This is a genomic window from Mariniphaga sediminis (assembly GCF_003573545.1).
Lineage (GTDB): Bacteria > Bacteroidota > Bacteroidia > Bacteroidales > Prolixibacteraceae > Mariniphaga > Mariniphaga sediminis.
This window is the reverse complement of record NZ_QWET01000008.1, coordinates 96,222-117,630: the sequence shown is the minus strand read 5'-3', so window position 1 is coordinate 117,630 and position 21,409 is coordinate 96,222. Positions and strand designations below refer to the sequence as shown.

The 21,409-nt window shown below is 43.3% G+C and carries 19 protein-coding genes; 6 read left to right on the top strand and 13 right to left on the bottom strand.

Going from position 1 to position 21,409, the window contains the following annotated elements:
* Window positions 1-2 precede the first annotated feature (2 nt).
* The 7 genes from D1164_RS12410 to D1164_RS12380 form a co-directional block, all read right to left on the bottom strand.
* On the bottom strand, window positions 3-698 hold the full coding sequence (locus D1164_RS12410; RefSeq protein WP_119350306.1) for a response regulator transcription factor: 696 nt from the start codon (window positions 696-698) through the stop codon (window positions 3-5).
* Window positions 699-774: 76 nt separating this feature from the next.
* Complete coding sequence (locus D1164_RS12405; protein ID WP_119350305.1) at window positions 775-1,689, bottom strand: PorP/SprF family type IX secretion system membrane protein; 915 nt, start codon at window positions 1,687-1,689, stop codon at window positions 775-777.
* Between the two features lie 2 nt (window positions 1,690-1,691).
* Window positions 1,692-3,962 carry an Ig-like domain-containing protein gene (locus D1164_RS12400; protein WP_147372171.1) on the bottom strand — a complete coding sequence of 757 codons (2,271 nt, stop codon included), beginning with the start codon at window positions 3,960-3,962 and terminating at the stop codon, window positions 1,692-1,694.
* A gap of 10 nt (window positions 3,963-3,972) precedes the next feature.
* Window positions 3,973-4,707 (bottom strand): hypothetical protein, encoded by a 735-nt coding sequence (locus D1164_RS12395; protein WP_147372170.1) that lies wholly within the window; start codon window positions 4,705-4,707, stop codon window positions 3,973-3,975.
* Window positions 4,643-5,422: a hypothetical protein gene (locus tag D1164_RS12390; RefSeq protein WP_119350302.1), complete on the bottom strand. Its 780-nt coding sequence runs from the start codon at window positions 5,420-5,422 to the stop codon at window positions 4,643-4,645. The genes D1164_RS12395 and D1164_RS12390 overlap by 65 nt, the downstream gene beginning before the upstream one ends.
* Window positions 5,423-5,431: 9 nt before the next feature.
* Window positions 5,432-6,367, bottom strand: coding sequence for a hypothetical protein (locus D1164_RS12385; RefSeq protein WP_119350301.1), 936 nt, complete (start codon window positions 6,365-6,367; stop codon window positions 5,432-5,434).
* Window positions 6,368-6,419: 52 nt separating this feature from the next.
* Complete coding sequence (locus D1164_RS12380; protein ID WP_147372169.1) at window positions 6,420-8,867, bottom strand: hypothetical protein; 2,448 nt, start codon at window positions 8,865-8,867, stop codon at window positions 6,420-6,422.
* A gap of 339 nt (window positions 8,868-9,206) precedes the next feature.
* On the opposite strand from D1164_RS12380, the gene D1164_RS12375 reads away from it, so the two are divergent.
* From D1164_RS12375 to xseB, 4 genes are all read left to right on the top strand, one after another.
* The gene (locus D1164_RS12375) at window positions 9,207-10,004 is read left to right on the top strand and encodes a toxin-antitoxin system YwqK family antitoxin (RefSeq protein WP_172594441.1); all 798 of its coding nucleotides are present in this window, start codon (window positions 9,207-9,209) and stop codon (window positions 10,002-10,004) included.
* Between the two features lie 66 nt (window positions 10,005-10,070).
* Entirely contained in the window at window positions 10,071-11,720 is a 1,650-nt protein-coding gene (locus tag D1164_RS12370; protein ID WP_119350298.1) for a S8 family serine peptidase, read from the top strand.
* Between the two features lie 3 nt (window positions 11,721-11,723).
* A complete protein-coding gene (gene xseA, locus D1164_RS12365; RefSeq protein ID WP_119350297.1) occupies window positions 11,724-13,184 on the top strand; it encodes an exodeoxyribonuclease VII large subunit in 1,461 nt (486 codons plus the stop codon).
* Window positions 13,159-13,359 (top strand): exodeoxyribonuclease VII small subunit, encoded by a 201-nt coding sequence (gene xseB / locus D1164_RS12360; RefSeq protein WP_119350296.1) that lies wholly within the window; start codon window positions 13,159-13,161, stop codon window positions 13,357-13,359. The genes xseA and xseB overlap by 26 nt, the downstream gene beginning before the upstream one ends.
* 163 nt (window positions 13,360-13,522) lie before the next feature.
* Here the strand turns inward: xseB and pgl are convergent, their stop codons facing one another.
* The 6 genes from pgl to mutY all read right to left on the bottom strand — a co-directional run bounded on the left by pgl (window position 13,523) and on the right by mutY (window position 18,883).
* Window positions 13,523-14,254, bottom strand: coding sequence for a 6-phosphogluconolactonase (pgl, locus tag D1164_RS12355; RefSeq protein ID WP_119350295.1), 732 nt, complete (start codon window positions 14,252-14,254; stop codon window positions 13,523-13,525).
* A 39-nt stretch (window positions 14,255-14,293) separates the two neighbouring features.
* Complete coding sequence (gene zwf / locus D1164_RS12350) at window positions 14,294-15,790, bottom strand: glucose-6-phosphate dehydrogenase (protein WP_119350443.1); 1,497 nt, start codon at window positions 15,788-15,790, stop codon at window positions 14,294-14,296.
* A 7-nt stretch (window positions 15,791-15,797) separates the two neighbouring features.
* On the bottom strand, window positions 15,798-16,430 hold the full coding sequence (locus D1164_RS12345; protein ID WP_172594440.1) for a 4'-phosphopantetheinyl transferase family protein: 633 nt from the start codon (window positions 16,428-16,430) through the stop codon (window positions 15,798-15,800).
* Window positions 16,431-16,438: 8 nt separating this feature from the next.
* Window positions 16,439-17,026 carry a gliding motility lipoprotein GldD gene (gene gldD / locus D1164_RS12340; RefSeq protein WP_119350293.1) on the bottom strand — a complete coding sequence of 196 codons (588 nt, stop codon included), beginning with the start codon at window positions 17,024-17,026 and terminating at the stop codon, window positions 16,439-16,441.
* Window positions 17,027-17,296: 270 nt separating this feature from the next.
* Window positions 17,297-17,755: a single-stranded DNA-binding protein gene (locus D1164_RS12335; RefSeq protein ID WP_119350292.1), complete on the bottom strand. Its 459-nt coding sequence runs from the start codon at window positions 17,753-17,755 to the stop codon at window positions 17,297-17,299.
* Window positions 17,756-17,833: 78 nt separating this feature from the next.
* On the bottom strand, window positions 17,834-18,883 hold the full coding sequence (mutY, locus tag D1164_RS12330) for an A/G-specific adenine glycosylase (RefSeq protein ID WP_119350291.1): 1,050 nt from the start codon (window positions 18,881-18,883) through the stop codon (window positions 17,834-17,836).
* Window positions 18,884-19,019: 136 nt separating this feature from the next.
* Here mutY and D1164_RS12325 point away from each other — a divergent pair, with 136 nt between their 5' ends.
* Window positions 19,020-19,304 carry an HU family DNA-binding protein gene (locus tag D1164_RS12325; protein ID WP_119350290.1) on the top strand — a complete coding sequence of 95 codons (285 nt, stop codon included), beginning with the start codon at window positions 19,020-19,022 and terminating at the stop codon, window positions 19,302-19,304.
* Window positions 19,305-19,517: 213 nt separating this feature from the next.
* Window positions 19,518-21,068, top strand: a complete 1,551-nt coding sequence (locus D1164_RS12320; RefSeq protein WP_119350289.1) for an Rne/Rng family ribonuclease — start codon at window positions 19,518-19,520, stop codon at window positions 21,066-21,068.
* Window positions 21,069-21,409 lie beyond the last annotated feature (341 nt).

The window sequence follows — 21,409 nt, the reverse complement described above, 5'->3', positions numbered from 1 at the left end:
TTTTATACTTCCCTGAATTTATAACCCACTCCCCAGGTCGTTAAAATATATTCCGGCTGATTCATGTTCTTTTCAATTTTTGAACGCAACCGGTTAATATGAGAGTTTACGGTATGTTCGAACCCGTCGAACTCATAGCCCCACACTTTGTTTAGCAGGTTCATGCGCGAATAGGTTTTTCCCGGGTTGGAAGCCAGGTGTACCAGCAGGTCAAACTCCTTCGGTGACAGTTCAATGCGCTTTCCGTTAACTTCTACTATCCGCATCCCTACATTAATGTAAAGCTTGTCGAATCGTATTTCCTTTTCCTCTTCACTTTTCGAAAGCAGGCTTTGATCGTAGCGGCGCAACACCGCTTTAATTCGCGCGAGCAGTTCACGGATGCCGAATGGCTTGGAGATATAGTCATCGGCGCCAATCTCCAGCCCGAGAACCTTGTCAATCTCTTCCGATTTCGATGTGAGCATCAGAATGGGCGTTGTAACCTTTTCCATTCGGATTCGTTTGCATACCTCAAATCCGTCGAGTGAAGGTAACCGGATGTCCAGCAGAATAAACCGGTAGGTATTGTTTAGTGCTTTCATCAGGCCGTCTTTGCCGTCAAACGATTTGTCCACTTCCAAATCCATATCCGCCAGATGAATCGAAATCAGTTCGGATATATCCTTGTCGTCTTCAATTATTAAGGCTTTTTCCATGATTATTTTTTTATTGAAACAATCGAAAGGTAGTTCCTGTTTATCACAGAATTATCACGAACTTGTAAATTATTTATTATCGAAATAAATTCAGGTTGTAACTTATCATAATTTCATGGGTTCCACTGTTAAAAGCACCCAGCCCGGATACGTTAATATCATAGGAATAACCAATCAGAATATTGTCAATAGCATTGACCTGCATCAGCAGTCCCCAGGAGTTGCTGAAACGGTACATGGCACCAAACCAGACCCGTTCTTTAAATCCGGCCATTCCGGTCACATCAACCGATACAGGTACATTTTTTAAAATTCTCAGCATGGAGTGGCTTTTAATATGAATATTATCGCCGACTTTAAATTTTTTACCTCCTACCAGGTAAATATGAATTTTTTCCTTTCCTACATATTCAGAAGAATACTCCTCTCTGCTGATACTGTTTTCAACCAGCTTGGGCACTGAAATCCCAAAGTAAGTATCTTCAGAAAACAGAAATCCGCCTACGCCGAAGTTCGGGATAAAGTTTTTGTAAATATCCCGCTCGTAAATGGGGTCGGGGTTCACAGTTTCCAATGCAGTAAGAGAAGCGCGGTAAAAGGTGAAACCTCCTTTTAACCCAAGGCTTAGCTTGAATTTTTCATTCAGTTTGACCCGGTAGGCATAATCCATATAAATACCCGTTTGGGCAAGCGGCCCGATTTTATCAGAAAGTACGGAGAAGCCCAGGCCCAAATCCAGTTTTTTCAGGGGGGTATGGAATGAAAAAGTCCGGGTTCTGGGAGCCCCTTCAAAAGAAACCCACTGGTTACGCGCTACCACCATAAAATTCCCGGTTTCCTTAGTGCCGGCATACCCCGGATTAACGATTTGCAGATTCTCCATATATTGGGTGTACAAAGGATCCTGCTGGGCATTAGCAATATCAGCGATGCCTCCCAGAAGCAGGAGAAGAATTGTCAGATGTAAGGATATATTCTTTTTCAAAATCATAACTATCTGTCTAAATAAATGGATCCGACAATGCGTTTTTCACCATTTCCCAAATCAAGTACATAAAAGTAAGTTCCTGTTGGAAGCAGTTCTTTCCCCAGTCTCACCCCGGTATTTGACCTGCCATCCCAGAACTTGGGAGAGGCGCTGATTCCGTAATTTTTTGCCTGGTAAACCCGGTTGCCCCAGCGGTTGAATATTTCAATGTTGTTTCCTTCGTAATATTCAATTCCGGAAATTTCAAAATAGTCGTTTATTCCATCGCTGTTTGGAGAAAAGGCATCTGGAATAAAAAAGCGGAAATCGTTGACCAGCACAAATACTGTGGCTTCATCGCAATTTTCGTTCAGATCACATATTCGGTAGCCAAAATGGTCGGTTCCCTCAAAATCCTTTTCTGGCGTATACCGAATGGCAAAATCGTTGATATCGATACTTGTGGTTCCATAAGCAGATGGGATAGTTACCGAAAGCGATAACGAGTCGAGGTCGTTGTCAGGATCGTAATCGTTATTCAGTACATGAATTTTTACTGCTGAACGGTATTCGGTGGTATCATAATCGTCCCGGGCAACCGGAGCATGGATTAGTAACCCGACGTTTACCGTGTCGGTATCAACACAGCCGAACAGGTCTGTAACCCGAAGAATGTAGGTTCCAAAGTTGCTCACCACGGGGAAGGTATTTGTTTCACCACTGTCGATGCTTCCATTTGTAGTTGTCCAAAGGTATTGAAGACTTGTTCCTTCGCTGCTGCTGGCGTCAAGTACCGCTGTTGTTCCGTTATTTATGAATAAATCTTCGCCTGCATCGGCACGAACTTTTGAAACGGTAACCTGTACCGAATCGATAAACTTAAATCCGTATTCATTTGAAACAGTTAGCTTAAACATTGTTGTTTCTTCTGCAGTAAATACCGGAGTGCGGCTTGTGGGATTATCCAGCAGGGCAGACGGTTTCCAGGCATAGTTGAATCCTTCACCAACCTCCAACGCTATGAGGGTGTAGGGGGAGCAGGTCCCGATAGTTGTATCCCTGCCGGCAATCTTCACTTGCCGATTCGCTGGGGGAACAAGTATAAATCCTGTCCCCTGGCGACATAGGGGTGGATCGTTGGTGTTGCATACCTCATAAACAAACCAGTCAACACCGGTATATCCGTTATCTGGCAGGTAAATAAATGTTCCGTTGGGATACATTTCCAGGGTTCCGTGCGCAGGAGAGATGACTGGTGTGGTGTTATACTCCAGGTTTTCACCTAACAATCCATAGTCGTTTTCACGGAGGGAATAAACTCCTCCTGTAACATATAAAAATACATCGTCGGAAGCTGAAATTGGTTTGGTTTCGGTATCGCCGAATTTATTTACAATAATATACACCCAGGCCGAATCACACATCAGCGGAGAGCCCGTGTCGCATACACGGTACCTGAACCGGTCGATGCCGGTGAACCCAGGGGCTGGTGTGTAGGCAAAACTGCCATCTTCGTGGATTACAACGGTACCATTTGAAGGAGCCGTCACTGGTAATGTGGAGGCTGAAAGTGGTGCACCGAACCCATCGGGATCGATATCATTTGCGAGCAATTTGCTGAAAACGGTTTGTCCGGGTAAAGTGAGTGCAGCATCGGTAGCTGCAACCGGAGCCATATTCCCTTTTGTCTCTGTTGGGAGAACATGGATTGTTACATCGGCCTGTGCGCACTCGTCCGGGAGATTTTCATAGCAAATACTGTATGAAAAATCCACAGTGCCTGTAAAATCCAGTGGGGGAGTGTATTCATAGGTTCCGTCATCGTAAAATGTCAGTCCGGGCAACATTGCGCCTGTTAGGGAAAAAACAGGTTCGAAATTTTGATCCAAAAAATCAAAATCATTGAAACTTACATCGCCGTAAACCATCGTATTTTTATAAGTTACATTGATGTCGGGTAGTGCTACCAGTGCCGGAATGAATCCTTCCGATTTTTTTACCACAAAAGTTTTTGAAATAATCTCGGACAAACATCCGTTCGCATCGGTTGCCTGAACAAATAGTTCGAATTCCCCTTCAGTCTCCCAGAAGATTTCTTCAGTGGTATGGGCAGTAGAAGAAAAATAAGTTGTAGTACCCTCCTTATTCTGATACCACCATGAATAAGTAAAGCCTGAAGAGGAATAGACGTCGAAAGCGTGAAAAGTATTTAAAGGAATGGTGTCCTGTGCAGAAGTTTTTAGCGTCACTACCACGAATAACACTACACCAGACATTATATAAAAATACTTTTTCAATATTCGCGATTTAAAATTCAATAACAGGTTTGGGTAAAACAGTAATATTGCGCACTACATCGGTTCCCGGCTCTGTAATAATCACCGCGTTGTCAGTTGTTCGCGCCGAAATAAGAGTTACAGTAAATTGCACGTTACTTTCTCCGGTATTTTCCCATCCATCGGAAACAGCAATCTCAATGGATTTATCTTCATTTTTGTTTTCCACTGTTACTTCCGGATGTGCCTGGTCAGGTAAAGCAGCACCGTTTAGTCCAACAAATTTTCCTTCAGGGTTTTTGAGTGTAAAAGTTGCCGAGACAAGGTTCTTTTCGCCGGCATACACTACCCGGAAGAGGCTTTCAGAGTGTGGAGGAGCCGAACCCTTCACTCCTCCGGCCAAATCGGAGCAGACGGTTGTAGAAGGCATGACCGCCTCAAATATCAACTCTCCCGGAGTTAGAATTTCCACCTTTTTGTTTATTTGTTCACTCATACAGCCATTCCCGTCAATTACATTTACTGTAAGTGTGTAAATTCCCGGTGGGCCGTCCCATACAATGTTCGTAGCACTGTCTGTAACCAGCTCCATATTTGTAGACGTACCTGTTGCAGGACTGACAAGCCAGGAGTAAACCGCATTTTGGGCTTTGCCGGTAATTAACCTGACAGAGTGTGATTTATCTGCCCCTTGCGTAATCTTATCTTGGCTCCTGCCGCTCCATGCAGACAGGAATAAACATAGTATGAGCAGTGGTTTTCTCATTCAAGCGTTTAAGCAGTTGTATTTGCTGCGTAAATTCAATTTCCGGAATAGCAAAAATGGTACGTGTATGCGTACTGCTTTCATCGTCAGGAAAAATCCCGGCGCTATGCCGGTCGGTGGCGCCGGTAATTTCAATTAACACCTGCGTATCCTGCGCCGGATTGGCTGCAAACATGGTTTCGGTAATTTGCAGGGTAGTGGCGTCAGGTTCAATCACCTGTTCGTATGTCGCTCCGTTCACCGCAAATGTCACATTCACCGGGTAGTACTTCTTGGGTAAGGGCTCTCCATGGTTTGCGAGAAGTGTGAGCGCCAGTTCAAACCCGAAACCCGCCGGAGTAAAACATTCGTTGCTTGCTGTTATGTCGAACCCTATCGAGCGGTGGTTGGGTAGTACCTGAATTGTCAGTGCTTTTGTATTGGAACAACCTTGCAGGTCGGTTTCTGTTACGGAAAGGTAGTATGTGCCGGCCAAATCCCACTGAATTTCTGTTTCATTCAAACCGGCTGCTCCCGTAAAACTGAATTCCCCTGCACTGGCTGATGCCGGAGGCCCCAGCTGGTTAAATACCTGCCAGGTATACTGGTTCCCTTCATGAAAATCAACCCGGTAGCGGAACCGCGCCCCTTCATACACACTGATTCCGTTCTGTGCAGTCATTCCGCTGGCAACAAGAAAGAAAATCAACCCGGACAAGGCTTTTTTGATTTTCATATTTGCAGATTATTCAGATGTGCTAATTCCAGTAGTCGCAGGTCTTGCACTAATAATTTGGTTTCTGGAACCGTTTCCTAGAGAGGTTGCATCATTCCCGTTTTCGTCTTCGCTTTCGTCGGCGCCACCCAATAAGGTAACAGTAACATCGTTAGCGGCTAATCCTTCATTTCCTGTTAAATTATCAGCATTATCCACAATTATTTTAATCCAGATTTCGCCGGAAGTAGTTTGGGATGTTAAAACATCGATATCATTTGTGCTTCCGTCAACGGCTAATCCCATTGTATAAGTGCCGTCAATTGAAGTAGCCCATCCGGCAGTTACAGCTGTGCCTGAAATACCATCATGTGCAATAGTAAATTGCGGGCTCCAGTCGGTGTTGGTCAGGTTAATTCCTGTTGCAGTTACTTTGTAGAATACAGAGTCACGCAGGTAGTCATAGGTGAATTCCTGTGCTTCTGCCAGCGTCCCGTCATTGTCTCCGGTATAGGCAGTAATCAATACATCTGCCGGGCAAATTTCATAATCTTCCCCGTTGGGATCATCTGCGTTATTCAGGTCAACATTAACAATCTCCAGTTGGAACATATTCTGAGGTGAAACAGCCAATGCTTTCCGGTTGGAACAGCCGTTCCCATCGGTCTCTGTTACATGTACGTAGTACATTGTTCCAATCGTTGGGTTTACCCATGTAATATCAATTGAATTTATATCTTCCCCACCGGAAGAAGACAAGGTGGCAATACTGCCTGCAACCGAGTTGGTGCCGGCTATGTCATCGGTAATATCCCAGGTGTAAGTATTTCCTGCATTAAGTGTTACGGAATAAGTGTGTACATCTCCCATTGCGGGGGCAACTCCGGTTCCTGCTGACTGTGCAAAAATATTTGCACTGATTGTGGTTAAGAAGGCGGCGGTTAAAAGTAAGACAGTTTTTCTCATCGTGTTTGTTTTAAAATGTTAATAATAAAACAGGTTTTTTTTTCATTTTATGTCAATTTGTTAGAATGTTTCCTGTGTCCGGCACCCCATACACGGTTACCTGATCACTGTTGTTTTCTGTATTTGATTCACCTGTGCCACAGGCATCGGCTACGTTGGTAATGGTTAATGTGAAGGTCTTGTGCGCAGCGGTTTCGTTGGTGGCATGGTATGTTATCATGGTATTTCCGCTAGCCACAATCCCTGTTTCGAAAACTACATCACTGATGCCGTCATGAATGGCATAATCGAACGTCCAGTCAGTAGTGCCGGACAACAAACTAACTTGCCAGGTAATTTCTGTGGTGGTGCCGGTTTCACCACTTTGGCAAAAGTTGCCGAGATCGACTACTTCGATATCGATTGGACTGGAAGGTACTCCCGTAATAATGACATGGCAGCTGGAGGTGTTCCCGTTTCCGTCATTAGCCGTGATGGTTACGGTATGCTCCAGGCCAGCATGAGATGGCAGAGCAGTGCCGGCAACAGGTGACTGTGTTACTGTTGGAGTACGGCAATTATCTTCAGCAATTGTAATTTCTGAGACCAAATCGGGGATTGTAACCTGACAGAAAGAGTCAAAGAATACACTGCCGGCATCCGGACAAGTGAAGGTTGGTTCTTCAATATCTTCTACTAGAATTGTTTTGGTTATATCCAACTCTCTTGAGCAGTTAGTTGCCGGATTCTCAACTCGTGTCAGAGTTAATGATATGTCAGCCGTCACATCAGGCACTGTAATATTTATAGTCCCCTCGGCGCCAATGGTTACCATTTCGGATGATGCTCCTTCGCAGGTAACAATATCTCCCGGGGTTCCTGTAATGGAGAAAACAGCTTCTGAATTCGGGCAAATGGGACTACTGGCAGATAAGTTTGGAGCGGTTGGTAACCCGGCTACCGACCAGGCTATCATATTCCATTCTCCATTGTTGCACCCGGAACCGGTTGCTTCCCTTCTGGTACGGATTTGAATCATATCTTCTCCAATCATACCGTCAGTTGCCACAATTTCATTTCCGGGTGTGTACTCACTCCAAACGGAACCGCCGTCAGTACTGTATTCGTACAAGTCAGTTACTGTGCCTGTGCCCCCTTCTCCTTCTGTAAAAATTGCTGAGATGCTCTCTTCCACGCAAACTGTGGTGCCTTCTTCAGGATTCGGAATAATGATTTGAGAAATGGGATCGGGAAGGATATTATAGGTTTTTATTGTGGAATAGCCAGTATTTCCGCAACCGTCAGTTGTTTTTAAACGATAACATATTGTAGCGTAGAGGGCCGGTGGATTGAATGTCAGGGAAGTTGTACTTCCATCGTCCTGGGCGGTAGCATTTAACCAAATTCCTGTACAATTTTCTGACTCTTCCCATTGATAAGTATAATTACCATCTCCTCCGGATGGCAGATCTACGTTGAACGGGGGTGGATTACCACCTTCACACATGGTAAGTTCGGATGCGCCTCCAACTTCACCGCTGGTAATGGTTGTGTCGTAAATTGTTATCGCTCCTGAAGCATTGCTGGTTGCCGTTCCGCATGTTCCGGAAACGACGCAGTAAAAGTGCAGGGTGCCGGGAGTGACTGTTGAGGGGGTGTACTCTGCATTTATCTCTCCCGGTAATTCGGTTCCTCCGCTATTTGAGTTTATGGTATTGCTGAACCATTGATAAGATAAATCATCACCGGTGGCAACAACCGTTAACGCAGCCGGCACTTCGTTCCCGCAGTATGATATGCTGGAAGTTGATGGATGAGAAGGAACAGTAGGTGGAGCACAATCGCTGACCAGTTCGGTTATCTGCGGCGGAATAATTCCATCCTCTGCGTTGTTGTAAAACGCGGCTTCTGTTCCTGCATGGCAGATGTCGTCATAGTCTTCCGTATAACCATCATAGCTGTTGCAGGTGTCGAGACTGGTGCTGCCTCCGTTAAATTCGCCGAATACATAAATACTTGCGTCATCAATATCAATATCTGTGGCGCCTCCTCCATCAATAGTGAAGTTACCGAGGACAATAAAATAGCTGGAAAGATCAATTTCGACTCTATTTGAGATGACGGCATTACCGCGAATAATTATTAGGGCATTGGAACCTGCTGCTAATTCCGGTTCATTATTTACCATGGTAAGATCCGTATTTATAATGAGGGTTCCTTCGACATCTAAAATTCCGTCCTGTCCCAGATGGAGAGAGTAAACTTCAACAGTATCACCTGAGGCGATAGTCACGTTATGATTTATTATAACGCTGTCAGTTGCTATTGGTATAACCCCTTCTTGCCATGTTGTTGTTGAGTTCCAATCGCCAGATGTAAAAGATTGAATTTGGGCAAATAGCTGCGATGCCGTCGATAACAGAAGGAAGAGAGAAAGAAGACATCTCTGCATTAATTTCAGCAGAAGATATTTGGAACGGACATAATACACAGTCGAACAGGCAGGTATAAATTCAGCCATTCGCTTTTGTTTTTGGTTATTTTTTTGCTTCGGGATCTAATAATTGAAAATTCAACTAAAGTCTCCCCCGGTTTATCAGGTTTCCTTTTTTAGGTTTTTTTATACTGTTCCTATGTGATGTAATGACCCTTTGTTAGTGTATTCTTTTTTGTAAGTAGCTGGCATTATTGCCTTTTATATTTGGAAAAGTCAAATCTATGTTATTTTCATCACATATAAAACACAAAATGGGACATTGTTTTCAAATAGGAATTTTTGTCCCATATGCGGACAAATCGAAAGACGTATTTAACCCGAAATAAATTCCTTTCTTTGTCGTTTAAGTTGAAAAGAAAATTTATGAGAATCTTGATGCTGCTTTTGGTTTTGTCTGTTCCGCTGGCAGTGCTGGCTCAGGTCAATCAGACCGACGCCAATGGTCTGCGGAAAGGGAGGTGGCAAAAAAGCTATCCAAACGGAAGGCTGATGTACGAAGGGACATTTGAAGACGGAAGGCCTGTAGGTGAGTGGACTCGTTATTATGAAGGAGGCCAGGTAAAAGCAAAAATCCGGTATGCGGAGAATTCAGATTCGGCGTTTGCCAGGCTGTTCGACCGGCAGGGCAAAAAAATGGCTGAAGGAGTTTATTTGAATGAAAAAAAGGAAGGAATGTGGGCTTTCTTTTCAGCTGACACAAAAATTTCCGAAGAAGAATACGCAGAAGGGGAGAAGCAGGGGCTTTCCCGGACGTTTTATCCGACAGGAGAGATATTTGAAGAGTCAGAGTGGAAAAACGGGAAGCAGGAGGGAAGCTACCGGGCATTTTTCAAAAATGGTAAACCCTACATGCAGTGTAAAATCAGTAACGACAAGCGAAATGGGCTTTGCCTGTCCTATTTTCAAAACGGGAGGATTGAAATGGAAGCCTATTATAAGGACAACCTACGCCACGGGGAGTGGAAGTTTTACAATGAAAAGGGAGAATTTCTATATTTTCTGGAGTATGATAAGGGACACCTTTTGAATCCTGAAGTACGGGACAGTATTGATAACATTGAAATTCAAAAACTGGAAAAAAACAGGCAATCCATTCCTGACCCTGAAAAATTTATGCAGGCACCATCAGAATACATGATGCAAATGCAAAAAAACAGGTAAAAGTCAGGATAATTCCTTAATGTACCGTATTTTTGAAAGGCAAACCGATCCTAAAGCAGCAACGTCATGAGAAGAATTGTAATCCTGGCTGTATTTGCCGCCCTGTTTGGCTCACTTCCGGTATGGGGTCAGTCGTGCTATTGGGTCGCTTTTACCGATAAAAACAATTCGTCTTATTCATTGTCAAACCCTGAAGAGTTTCTTTCTGAACGTGCTATCCGTCGCAGGGAAAATCAAAATATCGCTATCGACTCACTCGATTTGCCAGTCAACCCGAAGTATATCAGCCGGGTGCTTCAAAGGGGGGCTACGTTGCTGCATTCCTCAAAATGGCTGAATGGGATTACCGTAAAAACCACGAATGACAATTTTGTTGACAACACCCTGCTGCTTCCTTTTGTGAAGGAAGTTCAGCTTACCAAAAGGCCTACAGGTACCAAAAGTGCTGTGAATAAATTTACGGAACCTGAAGCTCCCTATCAAAACCTGGAGATTGATACAACCCTTTATGGCAATTCCGTCTACCAGGTCGCACAGCTCAACGGTCAGTTTTTACATAACCAGAACTTTAGAGGGCAAGGAAAGCATATAGCCGTATTGGATGCTGGATTTTACAGGACTGACCAATATCCTGCTTTCGACAGTCTGTGGGCGGGCGGACAAATTTTGGGTACAAAAAACTTTGTGGATCAGGAAGAGGGTGTTTTTGAGGGCCATTACCACGGTATGAGCGTTCTTTCTGTTATGGGGGGAAATGTGCCCGGTCATTTGATTGGAACGGCTCCCAAAGCATCATACTGGATTATTCGTACGGAAGATGTTTATTCTGAATTTTTAGTAGAGGAGGACAATTGGGTTGTCGGCGCAGAATTTGCCGACAGTGTAGGGGTGGATATCATTAACTCTTCACTGGGCTATTGTACCTTTGATGATCCAGGGATGGATCATACGCATTCCGATATGGATGGCCATACAACCCGTATTTCGAAAGGTGCCAATATTGCGGCATCGCGCGGAATGCTGGTATTTGCCAGCGCCGGCAACGAAGGGCGCCAGAATAATCTGTGGAAATATATCATTACCCCTTCTGACGGCGACAGTGTGTTGGCAATTGGCGCTGCGAACAAGGATGGGGTTCCGGCGCCGTTCACATCTCCCGGGCCGGCATCCGATGGCGACGTAAAACCGAACGTTTCAGCTGTGGGATGGAATACTATTATCCAGCGAAGCAACGGAAAAATTGGGACCGGAAACGGCACTTCCTATTCTTCGCCTGTAGTAGCTGGGGCAGCTGCCTGTTTGTGGCAGGCTAATCCGCATGCTTCAGCTGCAGAGGTGAAAAGAGCTCTGGAACAAAGCGCTCACCTTTATGTCAATCCTGATTCATTGCTCGGATATGGAATTCCCGATTTAAAACTGGCCGATAAAATATTGAAAACCTCTATTTTAAAACAATGGGCTGACGATGCTACCTGGCTGGTTTATCCCAATCCGGCAAGTAATTACATTGTTCTTCAAAAAAATGGCAATGCCACCCTTGGAAAGGTGCAACTGGCTTTTTACACACTTGACGGAAAACTGGTTCGTAAGGAGGAAAAGCCGGATGCAGTAAAAATAATAATACAGAACTTACAAGCCCTGCCACAGGGATTATTACTTTTGCAAATCATTTCAGACGATGTGACAGAAAGTGTAAAAATCAGAAAAAGTCCTTGAGGAATGGAGCAAAAACTGACTCTTTTTGAGTTGAACCAATGGATTAAGGATACACTAAGCCATGCTATTCCCAGCACGGTTTGGGTGGTGGCTGAAATCAGTGAACTAAAAGAAAACCGTAGCGGTCATTGTTACCTTGAGTTGGTAGAAAAAAAGGAGAATGAGATTATTGCAAGGGCACGAGCTACTATCTGGTCGTACACATACAGGATACTGAAACCTTATTTTGAAACGACAACCGGGCAATTTTTTAGCCATGGAATAAAGGTGCTGGTACAGGTTTCCGTTGAATTTCATGCAGCATATGGACTGAGCCTGAATATTAAAGACATTGACCCTGCCTACACGGTGGGCGATATGGCTTTGCAGCGGAAAGAAATCATCGAACGGCTGCAAAATGAAGGTGTTTTCGAAATGAACAAAGAGCTGGACCTGCCGCTGGTGCCCCAACGAATTGCGGTCATCTCATCGAAAACGGCTGCAGGCTACCAGGATTTTATGGATCAGTTGGAAAACAACCCACATGGGATTAAATTTTACACCCATCTGTTTGAGGCGTACATGCAGGGAGCCGATGCCGTTCCCTCTATTATTGGAGCGCTGGAGCGTATTTTTCAATACGAAGATTTTTTCGATGCCGTGGCAATCATTCGTGGGGGAGGATCTACTTCCGACCTCAACAGTTTCGACAATTACGAACTGGCATTCCACGTCACCCAGTTTCCTCTTCCCGTGGTAACCGGAATTGGGCATGAGAAAGATGATTCGGTCGTTGACATGGTGGCGCACACGCGCATGAAAACCCCAACGGCTGTGGCTGAATTCTTCATCAGTGGAGGCGAGCGGTTTTATGAACACTTGATAAGCATGGAAGATGAGGTGGTGAAGCGGGTTCGTGAAACAATCGATGTAAAACACGAGCAGTTGGAAGATGTTGCAGGAAACCTTCAGCGGTTTGTAAGTGGTTTCATTTCGGAGAAAAACAGGCAACTTATTAAAACAGGGAGCATGTTACAACATGAAGTGCACCGGTTTTCCTTCAATAAAAAAATGGAACTAAACAACCTGAAACATGATTTTCATTCCGCCCTTTCTGTTTGGAATGTGGAAACAAAAAACAACCTTCACCGGCAAAAAAGGATGTTAAAACGGGTTGTTCGGGAAGCAATACTGAAAGAACAGGTGGGATTGAATTATTTAAAAGAACAGGTAAAAAATGGCTCATCCCGTTTTTTTGCAAAAGAACGGGAGCGGCTCCATCTGAATAAAAATACAGTACGGCTGCTGAATCCTGAAAATGTACTGAACCGTGGGTACACCCTAACACTGAAAGAGGGGAAAATTGTAAAATCGGCTGAGCCGTTGCAACTGAATGACGAAATTGAAACCCTGTTTGCCGACGGGACTGTAAAAAGTAAAATCACAAAAAAAGGAAAACATGGCAACAAAGAAGGTGACTTATAACGAAGCGATTTCAGAGATTGAAGAAATTCTTGAAAAAATTGAAAATGAAGAGCTTGACGTGGATGAACTGGCTGAAAAAGTGAAACGTGTTTCCACTCTCCTTAAAATGTGTAAAGACAAATTGTTGAAAACCAATGAGCAGGTGGAGCAAATCCTGAAGGAAATGGAAGAGTAGGTTTGTTCTTAACAATTTGAACTTGTTTTGACCAGAGAAAAGCGGTTAATACGGTTCCCCAGACAACTGATAAAACCTTTTTATGCCCTTAAGGAATAATGGAAAAGCAGATCTTGCACAGCCTTTACAGTTAAGGAATTCCACCGCCCATTGATTTCAGAAATCAGGAGATTTTTGAGGCCGCCGGTTCATCAATAAACCAAATAAGCAAGCCGTTTTGAGGTACGATGTAATAAGCAGGAAGCAATTTGGCTGCTTCATCGTTGTTCATAATTTCAGAAACCCGCATGGATTTACTTTCTCCTGTTACCAAAAAATAGACACGGTTGGCATTATTCAGAACTTTACCGGTTAGGGTTATCCTGTTTTGCCCTGAAAGCGGATGGCGGGTTGCCACACAATTCCGGCTCTCTTCAAAAATTTCTAACTGGTCAGGGAAAATGGATGCGGTGTGGCCATCATCTCCCAAACCCAGCAGAATTAAATCGAATACAGGAATTTCTCCACGATGATTCAGGTTTTTATCTATTTCAGCAGCATAGCGTGTTGCTTCTTCTTCCGGAGGATTTTCCCCTTTTATCCGGTGAATATTTTTAGAAGGAATGCCTACGTACTGAAACAGGATATCGCTTGCCATTTTAAAATTGCTTTCGTCGCTGTTGGGCGATACACAGCGTTCGTCACCCCACCAGAAATGAATGCGCTCCCAGGGAATGGAATCTTTATATTTTTTTATCAATGTTTCGAACAGCTTTTTTGGGGTTTTTCCTCCAGAAAGTGCTATGTCAAATCGTGATTGCGAAGAGCCATGTGTCAGTTTTTGAATCTCATGGGCTACCGCTTTGCAAACTTTTTTGGGTGTAGGAAATATTTTAACCTCTGTAGTCGTCGCCATAGTTTAAGCATTTAAAGGTAAATATATGAAATAAAATTTTTACAGTTCGCAATAGGTACCGTCGTCCGAAAGATTTTTGCAGGGATAGCGCCACTGGCCGTCTTCAATGAGTTTATCCGAGCCTTCTGGTCCCCATGTGCCGGCAGGATATCCGTAAACCGGAATATGTGGATTGTTTTCCCATGCACTCAGAATGGGCTGTACAAATCTCCATGCTTCTTCTACTGCATCGCCACGCGAATAAAGTGTTGCATCTCCCTGCATGCTGTCGAGGAGAAGCCGCTCGTAAGCTGAAGGTAGCCGAATATCTGCCAGATCAGAATAATGGAAATCCATATTTACGGTTTGCGCCTGGAACCCTGCGCCAGGTGTTTTCATCCTGAATTTCAGTAATATTCCCTCGTCAGGTTGAATGCGGATAACCAGTTGGTTGTCCACAGGCCCCGGCATTCCGGCATGGTTAAATAAGTGGTGTGGTACCTGTTTGAAGTGAATGACAATTTCGGTAACCCTGGCAGGAAGTTTTTTGCCTGTCCGGATGTAAAACGGCACCCCTCCCCAACGCCAGTTGTCTATATAAAATTTCATGGCTACGAAAGTCTCGGTACGCGAATGGGGATCAACGCCCGGTTCCTCACGGTAACCTTTTACTTTTTCTCCTTTAATGGTAGAGGCAATATATTGTCCCCTGATAACGAACTTTTCAACTTCTTCCTCGGAAATGGGGCGCAACGACTGAAATACTTTTACAATTTCGTTTCGGATGGCGTCGGCTTCAATCACCACCGGCGGTTCCATTGCCACAAACCCTACAAGCTGAAGCAGGTGGTTTTGCAGCATATCGCGCAAAGCGCCGGAGTGTTCGTAGTACCCGCCACGTTCTTCCACTCCTAAACTTTCGGCTGAAGTCACTTCCACCCGTTCTACAAAATTACGATTCCACAATGGTTCAAAGATGCCATTGGCAAACCGGGTAACCAACATATTTTGCACACTTTCTTTTCCCAGGTAGTGGTCGATACGGTAAACCTGGTTTTCTTCGAAATAATGCAGTAAATCCCGGTTTAATTTCCGGGCTGATCCCAGGTCGGTGCCAAATGGCTTTTCAATAATGAGCCTTCTGAAATACTCCTCCGATTTGCTTAATCTTTGATCTGCCAGATTTTTCGCAATAATCTCATAAACCGAAGGGGGAGTAGAAAGGTAAAAAATATAGTTGGGATCCATGTTCCGTTCACTTCCCAATATTTCCAGGCGCGACTTTAACTTGCCGAAGTCATCTGGTTCGGTGGGGGAAACGGGTTCGTAGAAGAGCATTTTTTTAAACTCCTCAGTTCCTTCATTCGGTAAAAATTCGTCTGTTTTTGCCCTGAAATCTTCATCAGAGAGCGGGGTGCGGGAGGCGCCCAATACGGCGAACTTTTCGGGTAACAGGTTTTGTTTGTATAAGCAAAAAAGGGCAGGAATCAATTTTCGTTTTGTTAAATCGCCCGACGCGCCAAAAATGACGAGTATATGGTTTTCCGGTTTCTTCATTTCTTTACTATTTTTTATCTTCAATACAGGTAACAATCACATTCTTTTCATAGAAAAAATAGTGAAAAGTTAAATTGGTAACCGGCCCGTCCTTACAAATTCCACCGCTGAATTTTCCTCCCTCAGGTTCCGGATGAAAAAAATAAACAAACAGGTCCGATTTCAGTTCAATCTCTGCCATGCCGCTGTATTTGATGGCTGCTTCTTTTGCACTCCAGTACATAATGCGGGACAGCGCCGGATTGGAGGTATTCTGTGTATTTTCAATCTCTTTTCCGGAAAGAAAACGGGTAGCAATGCTTTCGGTGTTCCGGTAAATGTTTTCCGCATCAACTCCGGCTTTCTTTTCTGATAATAAAATGACTGCCAGTTCGGGTGAATGTGAAATGCTGATGTGTAATGAACTCCCTTTTATGTGTGGTTTCCCGTTGCGGTCGTATTCAATTTCAGCTTTGGTGTGCATCATATTTTCAAGGAGCAACCGCACGGCGAGATACTCTTTTTTGCGTTTTTCGTTTTTTAGCTGGCCGAACTCTTTTTTTTCGGTTTCAGAAAAGGAGAAATTTTCGGCCAGCTTCTCACTGGAATCCGTTAGTTCCCATATTCCCAGTTTCCCGGCTGCGGTATCAATGAGCTTCATAAACGCCATTATTCCCATTTTGTAGTTTCTATGAGCCGGATGACATCACGCTCCAAAAAGTCGATGACCGGTTTCAGCGAATCGATGTCGGGCGTTGCCCTGATGTAAAGTGCACCACGCAAAAAATGGTGGGTGCTGTCGGTGAGAAAGAATTGTACGGGCGAAGCAGCATTTCCTTCAATGCGGTACACCGTACCGAAAACTTCCTGGCCTGGATTCACAAAAATTTGTTCTTCAATCGCGTTTGCTTTTATGGAATGTTTGTAGGCCAAATCGCGGCTTTCTTCCATGAATGCAGCCAGCAGTTCACGCGCGGCTTTCTTTTGTTTATTGAGGTTATAATATGAAATGTGCACTTCGGCTTTGTTCCCGGGAACTTCAATGTTTATCCACCAGGGCTGATCCGGATTTTGGGTGTCGGATGTTACTTGTGAATACTGCGGAATCTCGAACTGGTACGGGAAACGGTTGTCGAGGGGATGGTATATTTTTTCCGGGAAACTGATACGGAAAAAGCCACGGGGTTTCGGTGTATATTTCTCCGTACAGCTTAAAGGAAGAAGTATTACAGCTAAAACAAGAAGTTTAAAATTCATAATAGTCGTTGCCATTTACAATGCAAAAATAAGGGCTTTATTCAATTTGTACAGCAATGAAGGCAATAAAACATACTGCCTGTTTTCCCGGGGAACCCCTTTGAATGTATTCCCTGTTTCAATGAATGCAAACAACCCAAAGGTTCAGGATGCAGCCTTTATGCAACGTTAAATATCTGAATTTATCCCTGACAAGGCTTAATGTCCTGTCAGGGATAAATAAAAAAGTTTATACTTCTCCGGCAAACACGGGTGGAGTTTTAAAGATCGTTAGAATGGCAGATCGTCTTCTCCGCCCTGGTCATCGGTTTCCGGTTCGCCGGCGCTTTGGAATCCGGAGGATTCCGATTGGTTGTTGTTATTGTACTGTGAATTTTGATTATCCCCTTGCTGGTTATCGGTTCGGGATCCCAGCATTTGCATGGTATCTCCGTAAATTTCTGTAATATAACGTTTGTTGCCGTCTTTATCGTCGTACGAGCGGGTGCGAATACGTCCTTCAATGTACAACTGCCTGCCCTTTGTTACATATTTTTCTGCTACTTCTGCCAAACCGCGCCACAATACAATATTGTGCCACTCGGTGGTGGTTACCTTGTCGCCATTTTTTGCGGTGTATGTTTCGGAGGTTGCCAACGGGAAATTTGCAACAGCAACACCCGAATCAAGATGTCTCACTTCAGGATCTTTGCCTACATTTCCTACTAAAATAACTTTGTTCACTGACATATTTCTTAATTTTTTAGGTTAACGGATTAAAAGTACAAATCTGAATTTAAATTACGGATGAATTAATATGTTTTTATTTTAGAAAATTCCGGTTTCTTCCATCAATTTTTCCACCAACCGCGGTACGGCAAAGGTATGAATATCTTTTTGGGGAACCTTTATAAAATGATTGTTTAGTTTGAAATTACCATCGGTTTCTAGGTGAATGAGACGGGCAAAAATGATTTGATGACTGAGTATATGTTTTTTTTGTGCTGAAACAGCTTTTATATTTATAGTATCGTTTTTCATGAAGGAAGGTTGAAGTCCGGCAATTTCTTCATCGGAAAGTTCTTGTTTTGTTTCTGCCAGTGGAAACTGGTAAAGGTTTTCCCATATATCCTTGCCGGTTCGTTTTTCCAACCACGTGTCTTTTCCGGTTTCTATATAATAGTAATAAAAATACCGATTACGCTGACTGGTTTTTGGGGTTTTAACCGGAAGCTGTGTCACTTTTTGATGGCCGGCAGCGTAACAGGAAGCGATGAGTGGACAGTTTGGGCAGTCCGGAGAAAGTGGAATACATTGCAACGCTCCAAATTCCATCATTGCCTGGTTGTGGAATCCAGGATTTTCTGCGGGTATTATTTCTTCTGCTATTTTTAGAAATTTCTTTTTTCCCTCTCCGCTATTGGGTGGAGCGAAAATTCCAAAATATCGTGCCAGCACCCGGTAAACATTTCCGTCGAGGGCAGGGTAGGGAAGCCCGAAAGCTATAGAGGCTATGGCGGCTGCCGTATAGGGGCCAATGCCTTTTAATTCCCGTATTTCACTATAACTTTTCGGGAATTCTCCGCCATACTTGCCTGAAATTGTTTGAGCTGCGGCATGCAGGTTCCGGGCGCGGGAATAATAACCAAGCCCTTGCCACAACTTCAATACTTCGTCTTCTTCTGCTTCTGCCAAATCTGTTACTGTGGGAAACCTTTCAATAAAGCGGTGATAATATGAAATTCCCTGAGCTACGCGCGTTTGTTGTAAAATGATTTCTGATATCCATATTTTGTAGGGATCTGAGGTTTCACGCCAGGGCAAATCGCGGAGGTTTTGGTTATACCATTTATGTATTGCTTGCAAAAAATCAGTCATTTTTTTCTAATTCCTTTTAAATCTTTACGAAAAACAAAAATAATTTATTTGAAAAGCTTTTGGGTTATCAAATTATTTATATTTTTGCACACCATATTATTCCGATTAATTTGTTGATATTTAAATATTTTAAGACATGACAAAGGCAGATATTGTAAATGAAATCTCAAAAAACACAGGTATTGAAAAGGTAACTGTTCAAAAAACGGTGGAAGCCTTTATGGAAACAGTGAAAGATTCTTTGGAAGACGGAAAGAATGTCTATCTCAGAGGATTTGGTAGTTTTGTGGTTAAGAAAAGGGCAGAGAAGACTGCAAGGAATATTTCTAAAAACACCACAATTATAATTCCGGCACATAACATTCCATCGTTCAAACCGGCTAAAACATTTGTGTCGAAAGTTAAAAACAATGTAAAGTAAACAGAGTATGCCAAGCGGAAAGAAAAGAAAAAGACATAAGATGGCCACGCATAAGCGCAAAAAGAGATTGCGTAAAAACCGGCACAAAAAGAGAAAATAGGTTTTTTGCAGGTTTATTAGGAAATTAATAGATTAAACCTAAGGTACATAGCCTTAGGTTTAATCTGTTATATAAATACGTATTATTTATTTAACAGTATTAAAATTTAGGTTGTGAGTAGTGATTTAATTATTGATGTCACTCCTTCCGAAATTGTTATAGCATTACAGGAAAACAAAAAACTTGTTGAATTCACCCGGGAAAAAAGCGGTGCAAAATTCGCTGTTGGCGATATTTACCTTGGGAAGGTAAAGAAGATAATGCCCAGTCTGAATGCAGCGTTCATTGATGTAGGTTACGAAAAAGATGCTTTTTTGCATTACCTTGATATGGGGCCTCAGTTTGCCACATTGAATAAGTTTTTGCGTATTGTTTCTTCACGGAAGAACAAGGTTACCTCCATTTCAAAGATTCAATCAGAGCCTGATATTAATAAAGAGGGACGGATTACTGAAATTTTGAAGGTAGGGCAAAAAATTTTGGTACAGGTAGCTAAAGAGCCTATTTCGACGAAAGGGCCTCGTTTGACTTCCGAGATTTCCATAGCAGGCAGGTACATGGTTTTAATGCCTTTTAGCGACAAGGTCTCGGTTTCGCAGAAAATCAAATCAAACGAGGAGAAGAGTCGCCTTAAAAAGTTGATACAGAGTATCAAACCACGGAAATACGGAGTTATTGTGCGAACGGCAGCCGAAGGGAAAAAAGTCGCCGACCTCGATCAGGAACTGCGTATTTTAGTGGATAAATGGGAAACGACCTTTCATAAATTGAGGCGTGCACAGGCTCCTTCTCTCATCATTGGCGAAATAGACCGTGCGACTGCATTATTGCGCGATATTTATACCCCGAATTTCAACAGTATTATTGTGAACGATCAGTCGGTTTGTAACGAAATTACCGAATATATAGGTAACATTCAGCCCAACAAAAAGAATATAGTTAAGCTGTATAAAGGGCGGCGTCCTATTCTGGAGCATTACGGTATTGAAAAACAAATTAAGGCTTCATTCGGAAAAACCGTGTCGTTCAAAAACGGTGCTTATTTAATTGTAGAGCATACCGAGGCTTTTCATGTAATTGATGTCAATAGCGGAAATAGGGCTAAAACCTCAGGTGATCAGGAATCCAATGCTTTGGAAGTAAACCTTGCTGCATGCGACGAAATCGCCCGGCAGTTAAGGTTGAGGGACATGGGGGGTATCATTGTTATCGATTTTATTGATATGCACGTTCAGGCCCACCGGCAAAAAGTGTACGAGCACATGAAAGAGATCATGTCAAACGATCGTACCAAGCATAATATACTTCCCTTAAGCAAGTTCTGCCTAATGCAAATTACACGGCAGCGAGTGCGCCCCGAGGAAATTATTGAAACGGCTGAAAAATGCCCTACCTGTAACGGAAGTGGGAAAATAATGCCTACCGTCCTGTTTGTAGACGATTTGGATGGTAAAGTAAAATACATTTTAAAAGATTTAAACAAGAAAAAACTATTGGTGACAGTTCATCCATATATTGCCGCCTACCTGAATAAAGGATTTAAAAGTTACCGGAACCGTTGGTTTTTTCAGTTTTTTAAATGGGTAAGAATAGAACCCAACAATTCTCTTTCCTTCCTCGAATATCATTTTTTCGACGAAAACATGGAGGAAATTATTTTGTAAGAAAAAGCCGGTTGTAAAAAGCAGCCGGCTTTTTTTGAATTTTTCCGGGAGGGTATCCGGGTTTCTCTCGGCTCACTTGGGAAATCTGGTGAATTAGTCAGTTTTTAGATACATTTTTCATCAATATTTTTAGGCCTTATCATGCGGATTTTACTCTTTGGCCTAGCCCAAAGAGGTAAACAGAAAACCCAAGGCTGCGTTCGCTTCACTCGGAAAAACTACGTGTTGCCGGCTAAAATTACTGAAACTCGTCGTACCTCCTCAAACAACAGTAATTTTTTAACGCCGTCCTCACTTGTTTTCCGGCTCACCGACCGAGGCCATCGCTGCGATGTGTTTTA

Excerpts from the sequence above, each read along its gene's own strand:
- D1164_RS12410 (WP_119350306.1), bottom strand. The coding sequence starts at position 698 with ATGGAAAAAGCCTTAATAATTGAAGACGACAAGGATATATCCGAACTG.
- D1164_RS12405 (WP_119350305.1), bottom strand. The coding sequence starts at position 1,689 with ATGATTTTGAAAAAGAATATATCCTTACATCTGACAATTCTTCTCCTG.
- D1164_RS12395 (WP_147372170.1), bottom strand. The coding sequence starts at position 4,707 with ATGAGAAAACCACTGCTCATACTATGTTTATTCCTGTCTGCATGGAGC.
- D1164_RS12390 (WP_119350302.1), bottom strand. The coding sequence starts at position 5,422 with ATGAAAATCAAAAAAGCCTTGTCCGGGTTGATTTTCTTTCTTGTTGCC.
- D1164_RS12385 (WP_119350301.1), bottom strand. The coding sequence starts at position 6,367 with ATGAGAAAAACTGTCTTACTTTTAACCGCCGCCTTCTTAACCACAATC.
- D1164_RS12380 (WP_147372169.1), bottom strand. The coding sequence starts at position 8,867 with ATGGCTGAATTTATACCTGCCTGTTCGACTGTGTATTATGTCCGTTCC.
- D1164_RS12375 (WP_172594441.1), top strand. The coding sequence starts at position 9,207 with ATGAGAATCTTGATGCTGCTTTTGGTTTTGTCTGTTCCGCTGGCAGTG.
- D1164_RS12370 (WP_119350298.1), top strand. The coding sequence starts at position 10,071 with ATGAGAAGAATTGTAATCCTGGCTGTATTTGCCGCCCTGTTTGGCTCA.
- xseA (WP_119350297.1), top strand. The coding sequence starts at position 11,724 with ATGGAGCAAAAACTGACTCTTTTTGAGTTGAACCAATGGATTAAGGAT.
- xseB (WP_119350296.1), top strand. The coding sequence starts at position 13,159 with ATGGCAACAAAGAAGGTGACTTATAACGAAGCGATTTCAGAGATTGAA.
- pgl (WP_119350295.1), bottom strand. The coding sequence starts at position 14,254 with ATGGCGACGACTACAGAGGTTAAAATATTTCCTACACCCAAAAAAGTT.
- zwf (WP_119350443.1), bottom strand. The coding sequence starts at position 15,790 with ATGAAGAAACCGGAAAACCATATACTCGTCATTTTTGGCGCGTCGGGC.
- D1164_RS12345 (WP_172594440.1), bottom strand. The coding sequence starts at position 16,430 with ATGAAGCTCATTGATACCGCAGCCGGGAAACTGGGAATATGGGAACTA.
- gldD (WP_119350293.1), bottom strand. The coding sequence starts at position 17,026 with ATGAATTTTAAACTTCTTGTTTTAGCTGTAATACTTCTTCCTTTAAGC.
- D1164_RS12335 (WP_119350292.1), bottom strand. The coding sequence starts at position 17,755 with ATGTCAGTGAACAAAGTTATTTTAGTAGGAAATGTAGGCAAAGATCCT.
- mutY (WP_119350291.1), bottom strand. The coding sequence starts at position 18,883 with ATGACTGATTTTTTGCAAGCAATACATAAATGGTATAACCAAAACCTC.
- D1164_RS12325 (WP_119350290.1), top strand. The coding sequence starts at position 19,020 with ATGACAAAGGCAGATATTGTAAATGAAATCTCAAAAAACACAGGTATT.